Genomic DNA, 15,038 nt, shown 5'->3' on the forward strand with positions numbered 1-15,038 from the left:
GGGCTGATCGAGGCCCGCACGCCGACCCGGTAATGCCACCTTCCCGGTGACCGGTCACCCCACCCGACCGTTCGCCACCAGCAGCACCACATCGATCAGCGCCACCAGCATGACGGCCCGGAACGCGGCCACCGGCCGACCTCCGGTGCGGGCGGTGGCCCGGCCCGCGTACCACCCGAGGAGCGGCACCACGGCGGCGGCGGCGACCGCCGAGCGGCCCGCCCAGGACGGCGGCCCGGGCGGGCCGGCGACCAGGGTGACGGTGGCCGCGAGCAGCAGCGCGGCGGCCGCCACCCGGCTGCCCGCCGGCCCGAGCCGGTGCGGCAGCCCGCGCACCCCGGTGCGGGCGTCGTCGGCCAGGTCGGGCAGGACGTTGGCGAAGTGCGCCCCGGCGCCGAGGCAGGCGGCGGCGGCCACCAGCCAGACCGGCGGGGCGGGGGCGCCGGGCAGGGCCAGCACCACGAAGGCCGGCAGCGCGCCGAAGGAGACCGCGTACGGCAGCACCGAGACCGGCGTCGACTTCAGCGGCCAGTTGTAGAGCAGTGCCGAGAGCAGCCCCAGCGCGGCGCAGAGCGCCGCCGGGCCGCCGCCGGCCAGCGCGACCAGCGGGGTGGCGACGGCCGCCGCGACGGTGGCGCGGGCGAGGGTCCGCCGGCGGACCGCGCCCGTGGCCGCCGGTTTGTCGGTACGCCCCACCGTGGCGTCCCGGTCGGCGTCGATCAGGTCGTTGCTCCAACCGACCGCGAGTTGGCTGGCCAGCACGGTGAGCACCACCACGGCGATCCCGGTGGGACGGTGCCCGACGCCGGTGGCCAGCAGCCCGGCCACCACGGTGACCGCGGCGGTCGGCTCCGGATGGCTCGCCCTGACCAGCCCTAACACCGACGACGACATAAGGGAAGTCTGGTCGTTACCCGGGAGTCGTGCCACGCTCGGTGCATGTGTGCTGCGGCCCCGGTGTCCACATCGCCCCGGGCGCTGCCGCCCAACGATCCCCGGCAGTACGACGACCTGGTCGACGAGTGGTGGCGCCCGGACGGCGCGTTCGCGATGCTGCACTGGCTGGCCCGGGCCCGCGCCGCGCTGGTGCCGCCGGCGTCCAGGAGGGACGCCCTGCTGGTCGACCTCGGCTGTGGCGCCGGGCTGCTCGCCCCGCACCTGGCCGGCAAGGGCTACCGGCACGTCGGGGTGGACCTGACCCGGTCCGCCCTCGACCAGGCCGTCCCGCACGGGGTGACCGTGCTCCACGCCGACGCGACCGCGGTACCGCTCGCGGACCGCTGCGCGGACGTGGTGTCCGCCGGTGAGCTGCTGGAACACGTACCGGACTGGCGGCGCACGGTCGCCGAGGCGTGCCGGCTGCTGCGGCCCGGCGGCCTGCTGGTGCTGGACACCCTGAACGACACCCTGCTGGCCCGCCTGATCGCGGTGGAGATCGGCGAGCGACTGCCCACCGTGCCCCGGGGCATCCACGACCCACGGTTGTTCGTGGACGCCCGCGCGCTGGTCACCGAGTGCGCCCGGCACGGTGTCGAGCTGCGCGTGCGCGGGATCCGTCCGGCGTTCGGCGGCACGCTGGCCTGGCTGCTGCGCCGGCTGCGCGGCGCTACGCCGACCGCGCCCGGGGTCCCGGCGGCCGGCCGTCCGGGGAGGACGGCGGGCGCGGAGCCGCGGATCGTGCCGACCTGGTCCACCGCCGTGCTCTACCAGGGGCACGGGGTACGCAGCGGATAGCCGGGGCGGGCCGGGGTAGAGGGGACGCCGAGAAGGGGGTTCGATGTCTGTGCACGCGCTGGAGGCGGCCCGTCGGTTGGCGCCGCGACTGGCCGCCCGCGCGGCGGACCACGACCGGGACGGCTCCTTCCCGGTCGACGACTTCGCCGACCTGCGGGAGGCCGGGCTCTTCGGGCTGATGGTGCCCCGCGAGCTGGGCGGGGCGGGGGCGACCTTCGCCGAGTACGCCGCCGTCGCCACCGAGCTGGCGCGGGGCAACGGGGCGACCGCCCTGGTGTTCAACATGCACGCCTCGGTCACCGGGGCGCTCGGCGCGGTCACCGAGGAACTGGCCGAGGCGCTCGGCATCCCGGACGAGGCGCTGGCCGCCCGGGACCGGCTGCTCCGCGCGGCGGCCGAGGGCGCCTGGTACGCGGTGGCGATGAGCGAGCGCGGCGCCGGTGCCCGGTTGTCCCGGCTCAGCACGGTGTACGAGCCGGTCGAGGGCGGCTGGCACATCAAGGGGGCGAAGACCTTCTGCTCCGGCGCCGGGCACCCGGACGGCTACCTGGTGGCGGCCCGCAGCGCCACCGACCCGTCGGTGGTCTCCCAGTTCCTCGTGCCGGCCGGGGAGGGGATCACGGTCGAGCCCACCTGGGACTCGCTCGGCATGCGCGCCACCTCCTCGCACGACCTGCACCTGGACGTCACCGTCCCGGCCGACCGGCTGCTCGGCGGGGTGGAGGGGCTGGCCCTGGTGGTCGCCCAGCTCATGCCGCACTGGCTGGTGGCCAGCTACGCCGCCGTCTACGTGGGGGTGGCCCGGGCCGCAATCGAGGCCGCCGCCGAGCACCTGAACGCCCGCGACCTGGGCGGGCTCCCGGCAGTACGGGCCCGGCTCGGTCGGGCGGACGCGGCGGTGGCGGCGGCCGAGCTGGTGGTCGCCGAGGCGGCCCGCCGGGTGGACGAGGCACCTGGGGGCGCGGAGACCAACCGCTGGGTGTGGCGGGCGAAGCTGCTGGCGGGCACCACCGCCGCCGAGGTGGCGGCGTCCATGCTGGAGGCGGCCGGCACCTCGGCCACCCGCCGGGGCCATCCGCTGGAACGGCTCTACCGGGACGCCCGGTGCGGCTCGCTGCACCCGGCCACCTCGGACGTCTGCGCGGACTGGCTGGGCGTCGCGGTGCTGGGCGGCGACCCGGACCGCGACACGGCCACTCCTCGTTGGTGAGGCGTGGGGAACGGGACCGAGAGAGTGGGGGAGATGGGCGTGCCGGTGATCGCGGGCCTGGGTACGGCGCAGCCGCCGGCCGCCGCGCAGGACGAACTCTGGACGGGGTTCTTCGCCAAGCACTTCTCCGGGACCACCCGGGCGCTGGCCGAGCGGATCTTCGCCAACTCCGGGGTGTCCCGTCGCGCCGCGGCGGTGAACCCGCTGCTCGAGGACGTCTCGGAGTGGCCGACGGAACGCCGGATGCGGCGCTACCAGGTCGAGGCGCTGCCGCTCGGCAAGGAGGCGGTGAGCCGGGCCCTCACCGCCGCCGGCCTGGACGCCGGTGACATCGGCCTCTTCGTCGTCTGCTCGTGCACCGGCTACGCCACGCCGGGGCTGGACATCCTGCTCGCCCGGGACCTCGGCATGGCCCCGGACACCCAGCGCATGTTCGTCGGCCACATGGGCTGCTACGCGGCGCTGCCCGGGCTGGGCGCGGCGAGCGACTTCGTCACCGCCCGGGGCCGTCCGGCGCTGCTGCTCTGCGCCGAGCTGACCAGCCTGCACATCCAGCCGGCGAGCGCCCGGGTGGACACCCAGCAGATCGTCTCGCACGCGCTCTTCTCGGACGCCGCGGTCGCCGCCGTGCTGGTCCCCGGCGGCCGGGGGTACGCGCTGCGCGAGGTCACCTCGGTCACCGACACCTCGACCGCGGACCACATGACCTGGGACGTCACCGACACCGGCTTCCGGATGGGACTGTCGCCGAAGGTGCCGCAGGTGCTCTCGCGCCACGTCCGGGGCCTGGTCGACGACCTGCTGGCCCGGCACGGGCGGACGGTGGCCGAGGTGGACGGCTGGGCGGTGCACCCGGGCGGCCCGCGCATCCTCAACGTGGTGGAACGCGAGCTGGCCCTGCCGCCGGAGGCGCTCGCGGCCTCCCGGGCCACCCTGGACGAGCAGGGCAACTGCTCGTCGCCGACGGTGCTGTTGATCCTCGACCGGCTGCGCCGGGCCGCGCGCCCACCGGAGCGGATCGTGATGCTCGCCTTCGGACCGGGCCTCACCCTGTACGCGGCGCTGCTGGACCGGGCGGACTGACGGGGCGGTGCCGGCGAGCCGGCGCCGCTACCCTCACCGCATGGCTCCCGACGATCGGGTACGCACCGCGCTGCTGGCCGGGCTGACCGCGGCGGCGCTGGCCGCCGGCGGGTGGTGGTGGCAGGGCTCGGCGCCGGCCCTCGGCCCGACCGGCCCGTCGCCCAGCCCGTCCCGCGACGCGTTCCTCGAACCGGGGGTACGGCTGGCCGACCCGGTCCTCGGCGAGGTGCTGCCCAGCTCGGACCCGGGGGACCGGGTGGTCGTGCACGTCGGACCGAGCGACCCGCCCGGCACGGGCGCGGCGTTGGAGCTGTGGCACGAGCGGTCCCACCTGGTGCCCGGGAGGCCGCCGCTCGCCCGGCAGAGCAGCACGGCGGATGTCGGGCAGTACCTGTTGAGCGTCCGGTGTTCGGGCCCCGGGGCGGTCGTGGTCGAGTTCTCCGGGGCAGGGTACGACCCGCCGCCGAGCAACGTGCGCTGTGGCGAGGGCTCGGCGTCCTCCGTGGTCGAGTCCACGGGTTCCCCGCTGCTGGTCCGGTTCAGCGCCGAGGAGGGCGAGGTCGACCTGGATGCCCGGCTCGCCCAGCTGTCCTGACCCGAGGATCAGGCGGCGAGCTTGACCAGGTCGTCCCGGTACGCCCCGACCGGCCCCAGCTCCGGCACCACCCGGACCAGCGTGCCCTCGCGGTCCACCAGCAGGGCGGTGGCGGTGCCGGGGTGCGGGGCGAGGTGGACGTAGGCCCGCAGGCCGCCGGCCGGGTCGGCGAGGGCGCGTACCCCGGGGACGGGCGAGGTCTCCGCCTTCCGGCCCTCGGTGACGGTGACCACGGTGACGCCCGCCGGCGCGGCGGCGGCCGCCTCGGTGACCCGCTCCGGGCAGGCGCACGCGTCGATCAGGACGATCATCGCGGGCAGCAGGCTGCGCAGCGACACCGGGGAGTTCCCGGTGTCGACCAGGTCCAGTGCCGGCAGCGGCCCGATCACGGCCAGGCTGGCCGTCGGGTACGGGACGACGGTGGGGCTGCCACCGGAGCGCGTCGACCGGGGCCAGGTCACCGCGGCCAACCCGGTGAGGGTGATCAGGACCGAGACCAGGAGGGCCAGGATCGGCAGCCCGAGCGGGGGGCGCCCGTCCGGCCCGGGGACGAGCCCGAGGCGGCGGCGCCATCCGGTACGCCGGTGCTGGCGGCGCAGCTCGCGGCGGACCTGGCGGGCCTCGTGGGCGAGCGCCGAGGCGTCGTCGGGTACGACCACCCGACCCCATTCGGGGGGCAGGCCGGGCAGCCCGTCCGGCGGCCCTTGGCCTTCAGCGTCAGGCATGCCCATCGGACCCCCAGGAACCGTCTCGGGAGCGGACGTCACGTCCACCTCAAGCGTCCCGCACCGGTCCGCGTACCGCCACACCTGGGCGCACCTCGTGTTCCGGAGCTACCATGGGAAGAGCGCATCGCCCTAGATATCGACGCTCCTGCCAGTCGCACCCGGTTGTCATCCGGTCGTCACGGAGCGTGTCGAAACCATCGGTTTGACCGCCTGTCAAGCTGAAGAAATACCTCTCACAGGGCCCCTGAGCTGCGCCAACGGTCAGGACAGCGGTGGGACATCGGTGCCTGAGCGTGTTACCCTAGACACAGCGAAAGGGGTTTCGAACCTATGGTTTTCAGTGTCGGCGAGACCGTTGTTTACCCCCACCACGGGGCCGCACTCATCGAGGCAATCGAGACTCGGGTCATCAAGGGTGAGGAAAAGCAGTACCTCGTCCTGAGGGTCGCGCAGGGTGACCTGACGGTCCGGGTGCCCGCTGAGAACGCCGAGATCGTGGGTGTGCGCGAAGTGGTCGGCGAAGAGGGCCTGGGCAAGGTCTTCGACGTGCTCCGTGCTCCGCACACCGAGGAGCCGACCAACTGGTCGCGGCGTTACAAGGCGAATCTGGAGAAGCTGGCCTCCGGCAACCCGCTGAAGGTCGCCGAGGTCGTCCGCGACCTGTGGCGCCGGGAGCGGGAGCGGGGTCTTTCCGCGGGTGAGAAGCGCATGCTCGCCAAGGCCCGGGACATTCTCGTCGGCGAGGTCGCGCTGGCCGAGAAGAGCACCAAGGACGAGGCGGAGACGCTGCTCGACAAGGTCCTGACCGAGGCCTGATTCCCACAGCATCGTCGTACCCACCCCGTAGCAAAGAAATCCGAGGACCGCGACGTGACCGCGCAGCTCAATCCGCGCGGTGACGTCGCGGTCCTTGTTCCTGCGGCCGGTGCCGGCGTACGCCTCGGGCCCGGCGCGCCGAAGGCGCTCCGGCCGCTGGCCGGCGAGCCGCTGCTGGTGCACGCGGTACGCCGGATCGCGGGAGCGTCCTCGGTGCGCGTGATCGTGGTGGCCGCCCCCGCGCCCGACGTCGAGTCGGTCCGGGAGCTGCTCGCGCCGGTGGCCCCGGTAACCGTGGTGCCCGGTGGCGCCGAGCGGCAGGCCTCGGTGGCCGCCGCGCTGGCCGCCGTCCCGCCCGGGCCGGAGATCGTCCTGGTGCACGACGCGGCCCGCGCCCTCACCCCGCCCGAGCTGGTCGAATCGGTCGCCGCGGCGGTCCGCTCCGGCCATGACGCGGTGATCCCGGTCCTCCCGGTGGTCGACACGATCAAGGAGGTCGACCCCGGCGAGCGGGTCCTCGGCACGGTGGACCGTTCCGCCCTCCGGGCGGTGCAGACCCCGCAGGGCTTCCGCCGCTCGGTGCTGGCCGCCGCTCACGAGGCGGCCGGCGACCCGCTGACCGACGACGCCGGTCTGGTCGAGAAACAGGGCGTCCCGGTGGTCTGCGTACCCGGGTCCGAGCTGGCCCTGAAGATCACCCGGCCGTTCGACCTGGCCCTCGCCGAGCACCTGCTCTCAGCCGGCGCCTGACGCGTACCCTCGGCTCATGATCGTTCCTCGGGTGGCCATCGGCACGGACGTGCACGCCTTCGAGGCCGGGCGGCCCTGCTGGGTGGCCGGCCTGCACTGGCCGGGCCAGGACGGCCTGGCCGGCCACTCGGACGCCGACGTGGCGGCGCACGCCGCCTGCAACGCCCTGCTCTCCGCGGCCGGCCTCGGTGACCTGGGCGCGAACTTCGGCGTGGACCAGCCGGAGTGGGCCGGCGCGTCCGGCGTGGCGCTGCTCACCGAGAGCGCCCGGCGGGTCCGGGCCGCCGGCTTCGGGATCGGCAACGTGTCGGTGCAGGTGATCGGCAACCGCCCCAAGATCGGCCCGCGCCGGGAGGAGGCGCAGCGGGTGCTCTCCGCGGCGGTGGGCGCGCCGGTCACGGTCTCCGCCGCCACCACCGACGGGCTCGGCTTCACCGGGCGCGGCGAGGGGCTGACCGGCATCGCCGTGGCCCTGGTGTACGAGGCCCCGGCCGACTGAGCCGGCCGGAGCTCCCGGTACGGCCGGGTCAGGCGAGATCCGCGCAGAGGTCGTGCACGGTGCCGTGCCGCATCGTGAGGGTCTTGATGCCGGTCGGGCTGAACGCGAGGACGTACTCGCCGTCGATGATGTACAGGCCCTTCGGCAGGCTGCCGCCGTTCTCCCGGAAACCGATCAGCACCGGGCCGGTCACGTACCAGGTCATCGAGCCGTCGGTGCCGTACTCGATCCGGGCGCTGCCGCTCGCGTCGGTGATCGTGCTGGCCCCGGTCTCCAGGTTGGTCAGCCGTCCGATGAGCGCACCCTGGTAGAGCTCCCGTTCCGGGGAGCCGTCCGGGTACCTCGACACCGTCAGCTTCCGGACCTCGTCCACGATCGACTCCGACCGTACGGCGAAGTCGCAGCGCGCCCCGGCGGGCAGCTCGAACTCCTCCTGCGGCGCCGGCTCCCAGGCCCCGGGGGCGATGTCGCCGCTCGCTGCGGACGCCGGGGCCGGCCCGGCCGCGACGAGTGCCGCCGCGGCCAGCGCCGCTCCGACGGTCTTCAGGAAACGCATGATCACTCCATCCGTTCTTCCGTGTGGGACGGGCCCAGCGTCACCGGGCCCACTCACCGTCCGCTCACCGCGCGACCTGCCTCGACCGGCGGGTTCGGCGGCGGTGCCGAGCGGCCGGCGGCCGGCGGACACACCACCGGCTCACCGGACCGACAACCTCCGGCGCGGGCCAGGCGGTTTCAGGTGACATGGACTTCCGCCTGCTCGGACCGTTCGAGGCCCGCCATGACGGTCGGCCCGTCGAGGTCGGCAGCCGGCGTCAGGAGCGCTGCCTCCTCGGCGTGCTGCTGCTCGAACCCGGCCGGCTGGTCGGCACCGACCGCCTGATCGACCTGCTCTGGCACGGCTCGCCACCGGCCTCGGCCCGGGGTGCCGTGCACACGTACATCGGGCGGTTGCGGTCGTCCCTGACGCCGTACGGGGTGCGGATCAGCACCCGCGGCGAGGGTTACCTGGTCGAGGCCGACGAGCATCACGTCGACGTGCGGGACTTCGCCGGCTTGATCCGGCGGGCGGGCGAGGTGGGGGATCCCGCCGAGCGGGTCCGCCTGCTCGACCGGGCGCTGGACCTCTGGCGGGGCCCGCTGCTCGCCGACACGGCCGACGACGAGCTGCGGGAACGGCTCGCGGGCCCGGTGGAGGAGCTGCGCCTGGTCGGCGCCGAGCTGCGGGCGGAGGCGCGGCTCGCGCTGGGCCAGCACAGCCGGGCGATCGGTGAACTGGCCCCGCTGGTGGCGCGCCACCCGACCCGGGAACAGCTCGTCGCCACGCTGATGACCGCCCTGCACCGGGCGGGCCGACGCCCTACGGCTCTACCGGACCACCCGGGAACTCCTCGTGGCGGACCTCGGGGTCGAGCCGGGCTCGCGGCTGCGCGAGGTGCACCGCCGGGTCCTCGACGGTGACGACCGGCTCGACCGTCCGGGCCGGCCGATGTTCGAGGTCCGGGTACGCGACGAGAGCCTGCCGTGGAGTGTCGGTGGGCATCCGGCGCTCGACTTCTGCAACACCTTCGCGGGTTGGGGTCACGAGCCGGCGCCGCCCCGCGGCGAGTGGCTGCGCGGCTATCGGACCCTGGCCGTGTGGAGCGGCCACGTCGGACTGACCGACGAGGTCTCCGTGAGTCGGCTGCTCCACCTCGCCCGGCGCGACCCCACCGCGGCCGACGGCGTGCTCGCCGAGGCCCGCGCGCTGCGTGCCGCGCTGTACGCCTGCCTGCGCCACCCGGAGGACCGGTCGGCCTTCGACACGGTCGCCCGGTACGCGGAGGCCGCCGCCGGGACGATGGTGTTCCGCCGGGAGGCCGACGGCCGGGGCCGCTGGTGGCCGGAGCTCCGCGGCGGTCTCCGGCTGCCCCTGCACGCCGCCGCGTGGAGCGCCGCGCAACTGCTCGCCGACCCGCGCCGGCTCACCGTCCGGGCCTGTCCCGACGAGCGGTGCGGCTGGCTTTTCCTCGACGAGACCGGCCTGCGCCGCTGGTGCAGCCTCGGCACCTGCGGCGGCCGGACGGCCGGGCTGCCCTGCCGCAGCGCCTGACGCCGGCTCCCGGCCGGCCGCCCTGGCCGGCGCGGCGCCGCCCGCCGGTGCCGACGACCCGGGGCGGGGCGCGGCGGGTGCACTGGTCGGCGGGACGGGGCGCGGGCGGCTACGCTCGCCGGGATGTCGAGTGACGCCGCCTCCGACCAGTCCGCAGCCGACGGCTACCTCCAGCGCGCCCAGCTCCTCGCCGAGCTGGGCCGGTACGACGAGGCCGTCGGCGAACTCAGCTCGCTGATCGCGACCGACCCGGGCAACGCCGAGGCGTTGACCATGCTGGCCCGGATGCACCTGGCCACGGACCGGTCGGCCGAGGCGCTCGACGCCGCCGAGGCGGCCGTGTCGGCCGCGCCGACCGCCGTACCGCCGCTGGTGGCGCGCGGATTCGCCCTGGTGGACCTGGGCCGGTGGAAGGCCGCCGCGAGCACCGCGGACGAGATCCTGGCGCTCGGCCCGACCGACGCGTACGCCCAGCGCAGCGCCGCCGCGATCCTGTCCGGCTCGCGCAACGGCCAGCAGGCGCTGAACGCCGCCTGGCGGGGCGTCGAGCTGGCGCCGGAGGAGCCGCAGGCGCACCTGGTGCTCGGCCTGGTCTCCGCCCGGCTGGAGCTGTACGACCTGGCCGAGCGGGCGTACCGGGAGGCGCTGCGGTTGAACCCGGAGCTGAGCGCGGCGCGGCACGACATGGGCGTGATCCGGCTGGAGCAGCGGCGCTACGCGGAAGCCCTGGAGCACCTGACCGAGGCCGCCGCGATGGACCCGGCGCGCGGCGACGCGGGCCGGACCATCTCCGACGGGCTGCGGCGGCTGGTCCTCTACGGGGCCGGCTGGTCCCTGGTCGCCGCGGTGCTGGTCGCCTTCCTGGCCCCGGCCGCGCCGGGCCTGTCCCGGGTCGTCGCGGCCCTGTCGGCGCTCGGCGGGGCGCTGGTGGTCTGGCGGTACGCGGCCCGGATGCCGGGCCTGCTGGGCACGATCCTCCCCGGGCTGGTCCGCGCCGACCGGAGCCTGGCCCTGGCGGTGTACGCGGTGGCCGGCGCGCCGGTGCTGCTGCTGCTCTACGCGCTGGTCGGCGGCCCGTGGCCGCTCGTCGCGTCGATCACCGTGGCGATGGTCGCCGAGTTCGCCGTGCTCGCGCGCACGCCCAGATGACCCAGCACAAGGCAGCACCCCGACAGGTCACTCAGCGTTTGGCAGCGCGGGTGAAGGGTGACCAGCGTGACTAGCTGCACCGAAACCCAAGCAATCAGGAACGACGTGCCCAGGTCCAGGCGTACCCGGAGTCCTCGCAGGCCGCTGCGGCGTCGCACAGGTCCAGCGGGCGGAAGGTGTCCACCATGACCGCCAGCTCGTCGAAGAAGTCCACCCCGATGGAGCGCTCGGCCGCGCCGGGCTGCGGGCCGTGGGTGAAGCCGGACGGGTGGAGCGAGATCGAGCCCTGCTCGATCCCGGAGCCGCGCCGGGCCTCGTAGTTGCCGCCGGTGTAGAAGAGCATCTCGTCGGAGTCGACGTTGTGGTGGTTGTACGGCACCGGGATGGCGTCCGGGTGGTAGTCCACCTTGCGCGGCACGAACGAGCAGACCACGAAGTTCGGGCCCTGGAAGGTCTGGTGCACGGGCGGCGGCTGGTGGATCCGGCCGGTGATCGGCTCGAAGTCGTGGATGGAGAACGCCCACGGGTACATGTGCCCGTCCCAGCCGACCACGTCGAACGGGTGGTGGGCGTACGTGTACCGCGTCCAGCCGCGCCGGTGCCGGACCAGCACCTCGACGTCCTCGCCGTCGACCAGCAGCGGCGCGTCCGGTCCCCGGACGTCCCGCTCGCAGTACGGCGAGTGCTCCAGGAACTGGCCGCGTACCGAGAGGTAGCGCTTGGGCGGCCCGACGTGCCCGGCCGCCTCGATGGCGAGCAGCCGGGTCGGCTGGTCGCCGGTCGGCACCAGGCGGTGGATGGTCGAGGTGGGGATGATGACGTAGTCGCCGGCCACCGCGTCCAGCACGCCGAACGGCGACTCGACGCGCAGCGCGCCGGACTCCAGGTAGAGGCAGTGGTCGCCGGTGGCGTCCCGGAACAGCGGGGACGGCTGGTCGGCCAGCACGTACGCGATCCGGACGTCGTCGTTGGCGAGCAGGTACTGCCGGCCGAGCACCGGGTCCGCCCCGGTCCCGTCGAGCTTGTGGGTACGCAGGTGGCGTGGCTTCAGCGGCAGGTTCGGCACCCGGGTGAAGGCGGGCGGGGTGAACTCCTCGGCGGCCACGATCGCGGTCGGCGCGTGCCGGTGGTAGAGCAGCGACGAGTCGGAGGAGAAGCCCTCCTGGCCGACCAGCTCCTCGGCGTAGAGGCTGCCGTCGGGCTGACGGAACTGGGTGTGGCGCTTGCGGGGCACCTCGCCGACGCTGCGGTAGTAGGGCATCTCGCCTCCCGATATGTCCCGTTCTCCGGCCGATGGCGTCCGGTAATCGGACGCTGTTGTCCGTTCCTCGTAGCGTCCCGTAGATTCTTGTCTCGTGTCAACGCAGGTGCCCCGTCTCTTCACCGGACTGGTCGACGACGCCGCGGTCTTCCCGCCCGGCAGCGCGTCGCTGCCGGACGCGGTGACCGCCCACCGCCGGCACCGCGCCGGCTGGTACGCCGGCCTGGTCGGCCCGCTGCTGCTGCCCGCCTCGGCCCTGCCCGACCTGCCCGGTCTCCTGGCACCGGAGACGACCCTGGCGGTCGGGGCGATCGGTGACGTGCCGATCGGCCGGCTGGAGGGGGCGCTCGCCGAGGCGGACCCCGGGCTCGCCGTGCGGCAGGTCGAGGCGCCGGTCGCCAAGCGCGGCGAGGACCCGCAGCCCGGCCTGGCGGACCTGGTCAAGCTCACCGAGCGGCTGGCCGGCACCACGGTGTACGCGGAGATTCCGCTGACCTTCGGGCTGATGGGCGCGCTGGACACCGTCGCCGAGGCGCGCGCCGGCGGGCTGCCGCTTGCCGCCAAGTTCCGTACCGGCGGGCTGGCCGCCGAGCTCTTCCCGACCCCGGTCGAGCTGGCCGCGGTGATCTGCGCCTGCCGGGACCGGGAGCTGCCGTTCAAGCTGACCGCCGGGCTGCACCACGCGATCCGGCACCGCGACCCGGAGACCGGCTTCACCCACCACGGCTTCGTGAACGTGCTCGGCGCGACCCTCGCCGCCATCGAGGGCGCCGAGGTCGACGCCGTCGCCGAGCTGCTCGCCGCCACCGACCCGGTGCGCGTGGTCGAGCTGGCCCGGGCGCACCGCGACGCCGAGCGCCCCCTCTGGGTGGGGTACGGCTCGTGCAGCATCGAGGAACCGCTGACCGATCTGATCCGGCTGGGGCTGGTGAACGGGGGTTTTGACGAATGACCTGGGTGACCGGTGCCGACGGTTCGCCGTACGGCGTGACCAACCTGCCGTACGGAGTGTTCCGGCGTGGCGACCAGGAGCCGCGCGTCGGCGTACGCATCGGCGACTTCGTGCTGGACCTGGCCGGCGCCGAGGACGCCGGCCTGGTGCTGGCCGCCGGGGCCCTGGGCCGCCCCACCCTGAACGCCTTCATGGCGCTCGGCCGTCCGCAGTGGACCGCCGTCCGGCAGCGGATCACCGAGCTGCTCACCGACGCGGCGCACCGGCCGGCGGTGGAACCGCTGCTGGTACCGCTGCGCGAGGTGGAGCTGCTGCTGCCGTTCGAGGTGGCCGACTACGTCGACTTCTACTCGTCCGAGCACCACTCGTCGAACGTCGGGCAGATCTTCCGCCCCGGGCAGCCGCCGCTGCTGCCCAACTGGAAGCACGTGCCGGTCGGCTACCACGGCCGGGCCGGCACGGTGGTGGTCTCCGGCACCCCGGTGGTCCGGCCCACCGGCCAGCGGGCCACCGCGCAGGGGCCCACCACCGGCGCGTCCGTACGGCTGGACATCGAGGCGGAGGTCGGCTTCGTGGTCGGGGTGCCGAGCCGGCTCGGCGACCGGGTGACGGTGGACGACTTCGCCGACCACGTCTTCGGCGTGGTGCTGGTCAACGACTGGTCCGCCCGGGACATCCAGGCCTGGGAGTACCAGCCGCTCGGCCCGTTCCTGGGCAAGTCCTTCGCCACCTCCGTCTCGGCCTGGGTCACCCCGCTGGACGCCCTCGCGGACGCGTTCGTGCCCGCCCCCGACCAGGACCCGCCGGTGCAGGACTACCTCCACGACACCCCGCACCTGGGGCTGGACCTCGCCCTGTCGGTGGAGTGGAACGGCGAGCGGGTCGCCGAGCCACCCTTCGCCACCATGTACTGGACCCCGGCCCAGCAGCTCGCCCACCTCACCGTCAACGGCGCGTCGCTGCGTACCGGGGACCTCTACGCCTCCGGCACCGTCTCCGGGCCGGAGCGCGGCCAGGTCGGCTCGTTCCTGGAGCTGACCTGGGGCGGGGCCGAGCCGGTCAAGTTCGCCGACGGCGGCACCCGGACCTTCCTGGAGGACGGTGACACGGTCACCATCACCGCCACCGCGCCCGGCCCGGACGGCACCACGATCGCCCTCGGCGAGGTCACCGGGACGGTCCTCCCGGCCCGCTGAGTCGCCCTTCCGTCTGCCCCTCTCCGGTCGCACAGCGGGTGCGATCGGCGGCGTGGCCATCCCCGTTGATCGTCGCGGATTCCGCACGCCCCCGACCGGCCGGTCGGGGGCGTGCCCGAGCGCAGGAGAAAACGAGGATGACCGACCTGACCGGTGCCGTCTGGCGCACCAGTAGCCGTTCCAACGATCAGGGCCTCTGCGTCGAGGTGGCCACGAACGTGGTCGCCGCGCACGGCGTGGTGGGCGTACGCGACTCGAAGGACCCGTCCGGTCCGGCGCTCGCGGTCAGCCCACCGGGCTGGACGGCGTTCGTCGCCGCGATCCGGTCCGGCACCTTCCAGAGCTGACCGACCCCGACGCCCCCTGAGCCCGGTGCCCCGCTCGGGGCACCGGTGGTGGAAATGTCACCGCAAGCCTCCCCGTTCCCGTTCACGCCCCGTACCGTGGACGACACGGGAGGTGCCATGTCGACGGTGACGGTAACCGCATTCATCGAAGCGCCGGACGTCGACGTGTGGCGCCTCCTCACCGATCTCCCCGCCCGAGCCGGGTGGCTCTCCGCCGTCGGCGCGGTCGACGTGCTCACCCCCGGCAGCTTCGGTCCCGGCACCGCGTGGTGCGAGACCCGGGCCCGGCCGGACGGTGCCGCCGAGCCGGAGGAGTTCGTCGTGGTCGAGGCGGTCGCCCCGACGCGGCTGGTGCTCAGCTCGCGCGGCGCCGGGGCGGACTACCGGATCACCTGGCGGCTCCGGACGGTCGAACGCCGGGGGCGCGGCTGTACCGAGGTCACCGTGGAGCAGCAGGCCGCCCCGACCGCCCCGTACGGCCGCGTGCTGGCCCTGATCCTCGGCGGCCTGGCGGCCCGGGCGGTCGAGGGCGCCCTGCGGCGCGACCTCGACGATCTGGCCCGGGCGGTCGCGCCCAACCGCTCCGCCGAGGCTGCCTGAGACCTGCCGCCGCCGCTGGGTAGGGT

General features: G+C 74.8%; 17 protein-coding genes and 1 pseudogene. 14 read left to right on the forward strand and 4 right to left on the reverse strand.

Features of this window, described 5'->3' with window-relative positions:
- Positions 1-54: 54 nt before the first annotated feature.
- Positions 55-894 carry a UbiA family prenyltransferase gene (locus ACGFI9_RS15425; protein WP_393178610.1) on the reverse strand — a complete coding sequence of 280 codons (840 nt, stop codon included), beginning with the start codon at positions 892-894 and terminating at the stop codon, positions 55-57.
- A gap of 45 nt (positions 895-939) precedes the next feature.
- Between ACGFI9_RS15425 and ACGFI9_RS15430 the strand changes: the two genes are divergently transcribed.
- The 4 genes from ACGFI9_RS15430 to ACGFI9_RS15445 are packed head-to-tail and all read left to right on the forward strand — an operon-like array spanning position 940 to position 4,622.
- Complete coding sequence (locus tag ACGFI9_RS15430; RefSeq protein WP_393178611.1) at positions 940-1,734, forward strand: methyltransferase domain-containing protein; 795 nt, start codon at positions 940-942, stop codon at positions 1,732-1,734.
- 43 nt (positions 1,735-1,777) lie between these two features.
- Positions 1,778-2,944 carry an acyl-CoA dehydrogenase family protein gene (locus ACGFI9_RS15435; RefSeq protein ID WP_393178612.1) on the forward strand — a complete coding sequence of 389 codons (1,167 nt, stop codon included), beginning with the start codon at positions 1,778-1,780 and terminating at the stop codon, positions 2,942-2,944.
- Positions 2,945-2,977: 33 nt separating this feature from the next.
- A complete protein-coding gene (locus ACGFI9_RS15440; protein WP_393178613.1) occupies positions 2,978-4,027 on the forward strand; it encodes a type III polyketide synthase in 1,050 nt (349 codons plus the stop codon).
- A gap of 40 nt (positions 4,028-4,067) precedes the next feature.
- The gene (locus ACGFI9_RS15445) at positions 4,068-4,622 is read left to right on the forward strand and encodes a hypothetical protein (RefSeq protein WP_393178614.1); all 555 of its coding nucleotides are present in this window, start codon (positions 4,068-4,070) and stop codon (positions 4,620-4,622) included.
- 8 nt (positions 4,623-4,630) lie between these two features.
- Here ACGFI9_RS15445 and ACGFI9_RS15450 read toward each other — a convergent pair whose 3' ends face one another.
- Complete coding sequence (locus ACGFI9_RS15450; RefSeq protein WP_393178615.1) at positions 4,631-5,353, reverse strand: hypothetical protein; 723 nt, start codon at positions 5,351-5,353, stop codon at positions 4,631-4,633.
- Positions 5,354-5,680: 327 nt separating this feature from the next.
- Here ACGFI9_RS15450 and ACGFI9_RS15455 point away from each other — a divergent pair, with 327 nt between their 5' ends.
- Genes ACGFI9_RS15455 through ispF form a run of 3 tightly spaced genes read left to right on the forward strand, consistent with a single transcriptional unit; the run spans position 5,681 to position 7,415 of the window.
- Positions 5,681-6,166 carry a CarD family transcriptional regulator gene (locus tag ACGFI9_RS15455; RefSeq protein ID WP_012015454.1) on the forward strand — a complete coding sequence of 162 codons (486 nt, stop codon included), beginning with the start codon at positions 5,681-5,683 and terminating at the stop codon, positions 6,164-6,166.
- Between the two features lie 54 nt (positions 6,167-6,220).
- Positions 6,221-6,916 carry a 2-C-methyl-D-erythritol 4-phosphate cytidylyltransferase gene (gene ispD, locus ACGFI9_RS15460; RefSeq protein WP_393178616.1) on the forward strand — a complete coding sequence of 232 codons (696 nt, stop codon included), beginning with the start codon at positions 6,221-6,223 and terminating at the stop codon, positions 6,914-6,916.
- 16 nt (positions 6,917-6,932) lie between these two features.
- The gene (ispF, locus tag ACGFI9_RS15465; RefSeq protein ID WP_393178617.1) at positions 6,933-7,415 is read left to right on the forward strand and encodes a 2-C-methyl-D-erythritol 2,4-cyclodiphosphate synthase; all 483 of its coding nucleotides are present in this window, start codon (positions 6,933-6,935) and stop codon (positions 7,413-7,415) included.
- Between the two features lie 28 nt (positions 7,416-7,443).
- Here the strand turns inward: ispF and ACGFI9_RS15470 are convergent, their stop codons facing one another.
- Positions 7,444-7,971 (reverse strand): hypothetical protein, encoded by a 528-nt coding sequence (locus tag ACGFI9_RS15470; protein ID WP_393178618.1) that lies wholly within the window; start codon positions 7,969-7,971, stop codon positions 7,444-7,446.
- 188 nt (positions 7,972-8,159) lie between these two features.
- Here ACGFI9_RS15470 and ACGFI9_RS15475 point away from each other — a divergent pair.
- The 3 genes and pseudogenes from ACGFI9_RS15475 to ACGFI9_RS15485 all read left to right on the forward strand — a co-directional run.
- Positions 8,160-8,808: pseudogene (locus tag ACGFI9_RS15475) on the forward strand (BTAD domain-containing putative transcriptional regulator); the annotation flags it as partial.
- The gene (locus tag ACGFI9_RS15480) at positions 8,809-9,507 is read left to right on the forward strand and encodes an ABATE domain-containing protein (protein ID WP_393178898.1); all 699 of its coding nucleotides are present in this window, start codon (positions 8,809-8,811) and stop codon (positions 9,505-9,507) included.
- A 123-nt stretch (positions 9,508-9,630) separates the two neighbouring features.
- On the forward strand, positions 9,631-10,656 hold the full coding sequence (locus tag ACGFI9_RS15485; RefSeq protein WP_393178619.1) for a tetratricopeptide repeat protein: 1,026 nt from the start codon (positions 9,631-9,633) through the stop codon (positions 10,654-10,656).
- A gap of 94 nt (positions 10,657-10,750) precedes the next feature.
- Here the strand turns inward: ACGFI9_RS15485 and ACGFI9_RS15490 are convergent, their stop codons facing one another.
- The gene (locus tag ACGFI9_RS15490) at positions 10,751-11,917 is read right to left on the reverse strand and encodes a homogentisate 1,2-dioxygenase (RefSeq protein ID WP_393178620.1); all 1,167 of its coding nucleotides are present in this window, start codon (positions 11,915-11,917) and stop codon (positions 10,751-10,753) included.
- A 94-nt stretch (positions 11,918-12,011) separates the two neighbouring features.
- On the opposite strand from ACGFI9_RS15490, the gene ACGFI9_RS15495 reads away from it, so the two are divergent.
- The 4 genes from ACGFI9_RS15495 (at position 12,012) to ACGFI9_RS15510 (ending at position 15,012) form a co-directional block, all read left to right on the forward strand.
- Positions 12,012-12,869 carry a hypothetical protein gene (locus tag ACGFI9_RS15495; RefSeq protein WP_393178621.1) on the forward strand — a complete coding sequence of 286 codons (858 nt, stop codon included), beginning with the start codon at positions 12,012-12,014 and terminating at the stop codon, positions 12,867-12,869.
- On the forward strand, positions 12,866-14,065 hold the full coding sequence (gene fahA, locus ACGFI9_RS15500; RefSeq protein WP_393178622.1) for a fumarylacetoacetase: 1,200 nt from the start codon (positions 12,866-12,868) through the stop codon (positions 14,063-14,065). Before ACGFI9_RS15495 ends, fahA begins: the two co-directional genes overlap by 4 nt.
- A 137-nt stretch (positions 14,066-14,202) precedes the next feature.
- Complete coding sequence (locus ACGFI9_RS15505) at positions 14,203-14,412, forward strand: DUF397 domain-containing protein (RefSeq protein ID WP_393178623.1); 210 nt, start codon at positions 14,203-14,205, stop codon at positions 14,410-14,412.
- A gap of 117 nt (positions 14,413-14,529) precedes the next feature.
- Positions 14,530-15,012: an SRPBCC family protein gene (locus ACGFI9_RS15510; RefSeq protein ID WP_393178624.1), complete on the forward strand. Its 483-nt coding sequence runs from the start codon at positions 14,530-14,532 to the stop codon at positions 15,010-15,012.
- Positions 15,013-15,038 lie beyond the last annotated feature (26 nt).

Source organism: Micromonospora sp. NPDC048930 (assembly GCF_043197935.1).
Classification (GTDB): domain Bacteria; phylum Actinomycetota; class Actinomycetes; order Mycobacteriales; family Micromonosporaceae; genus Micromonospora.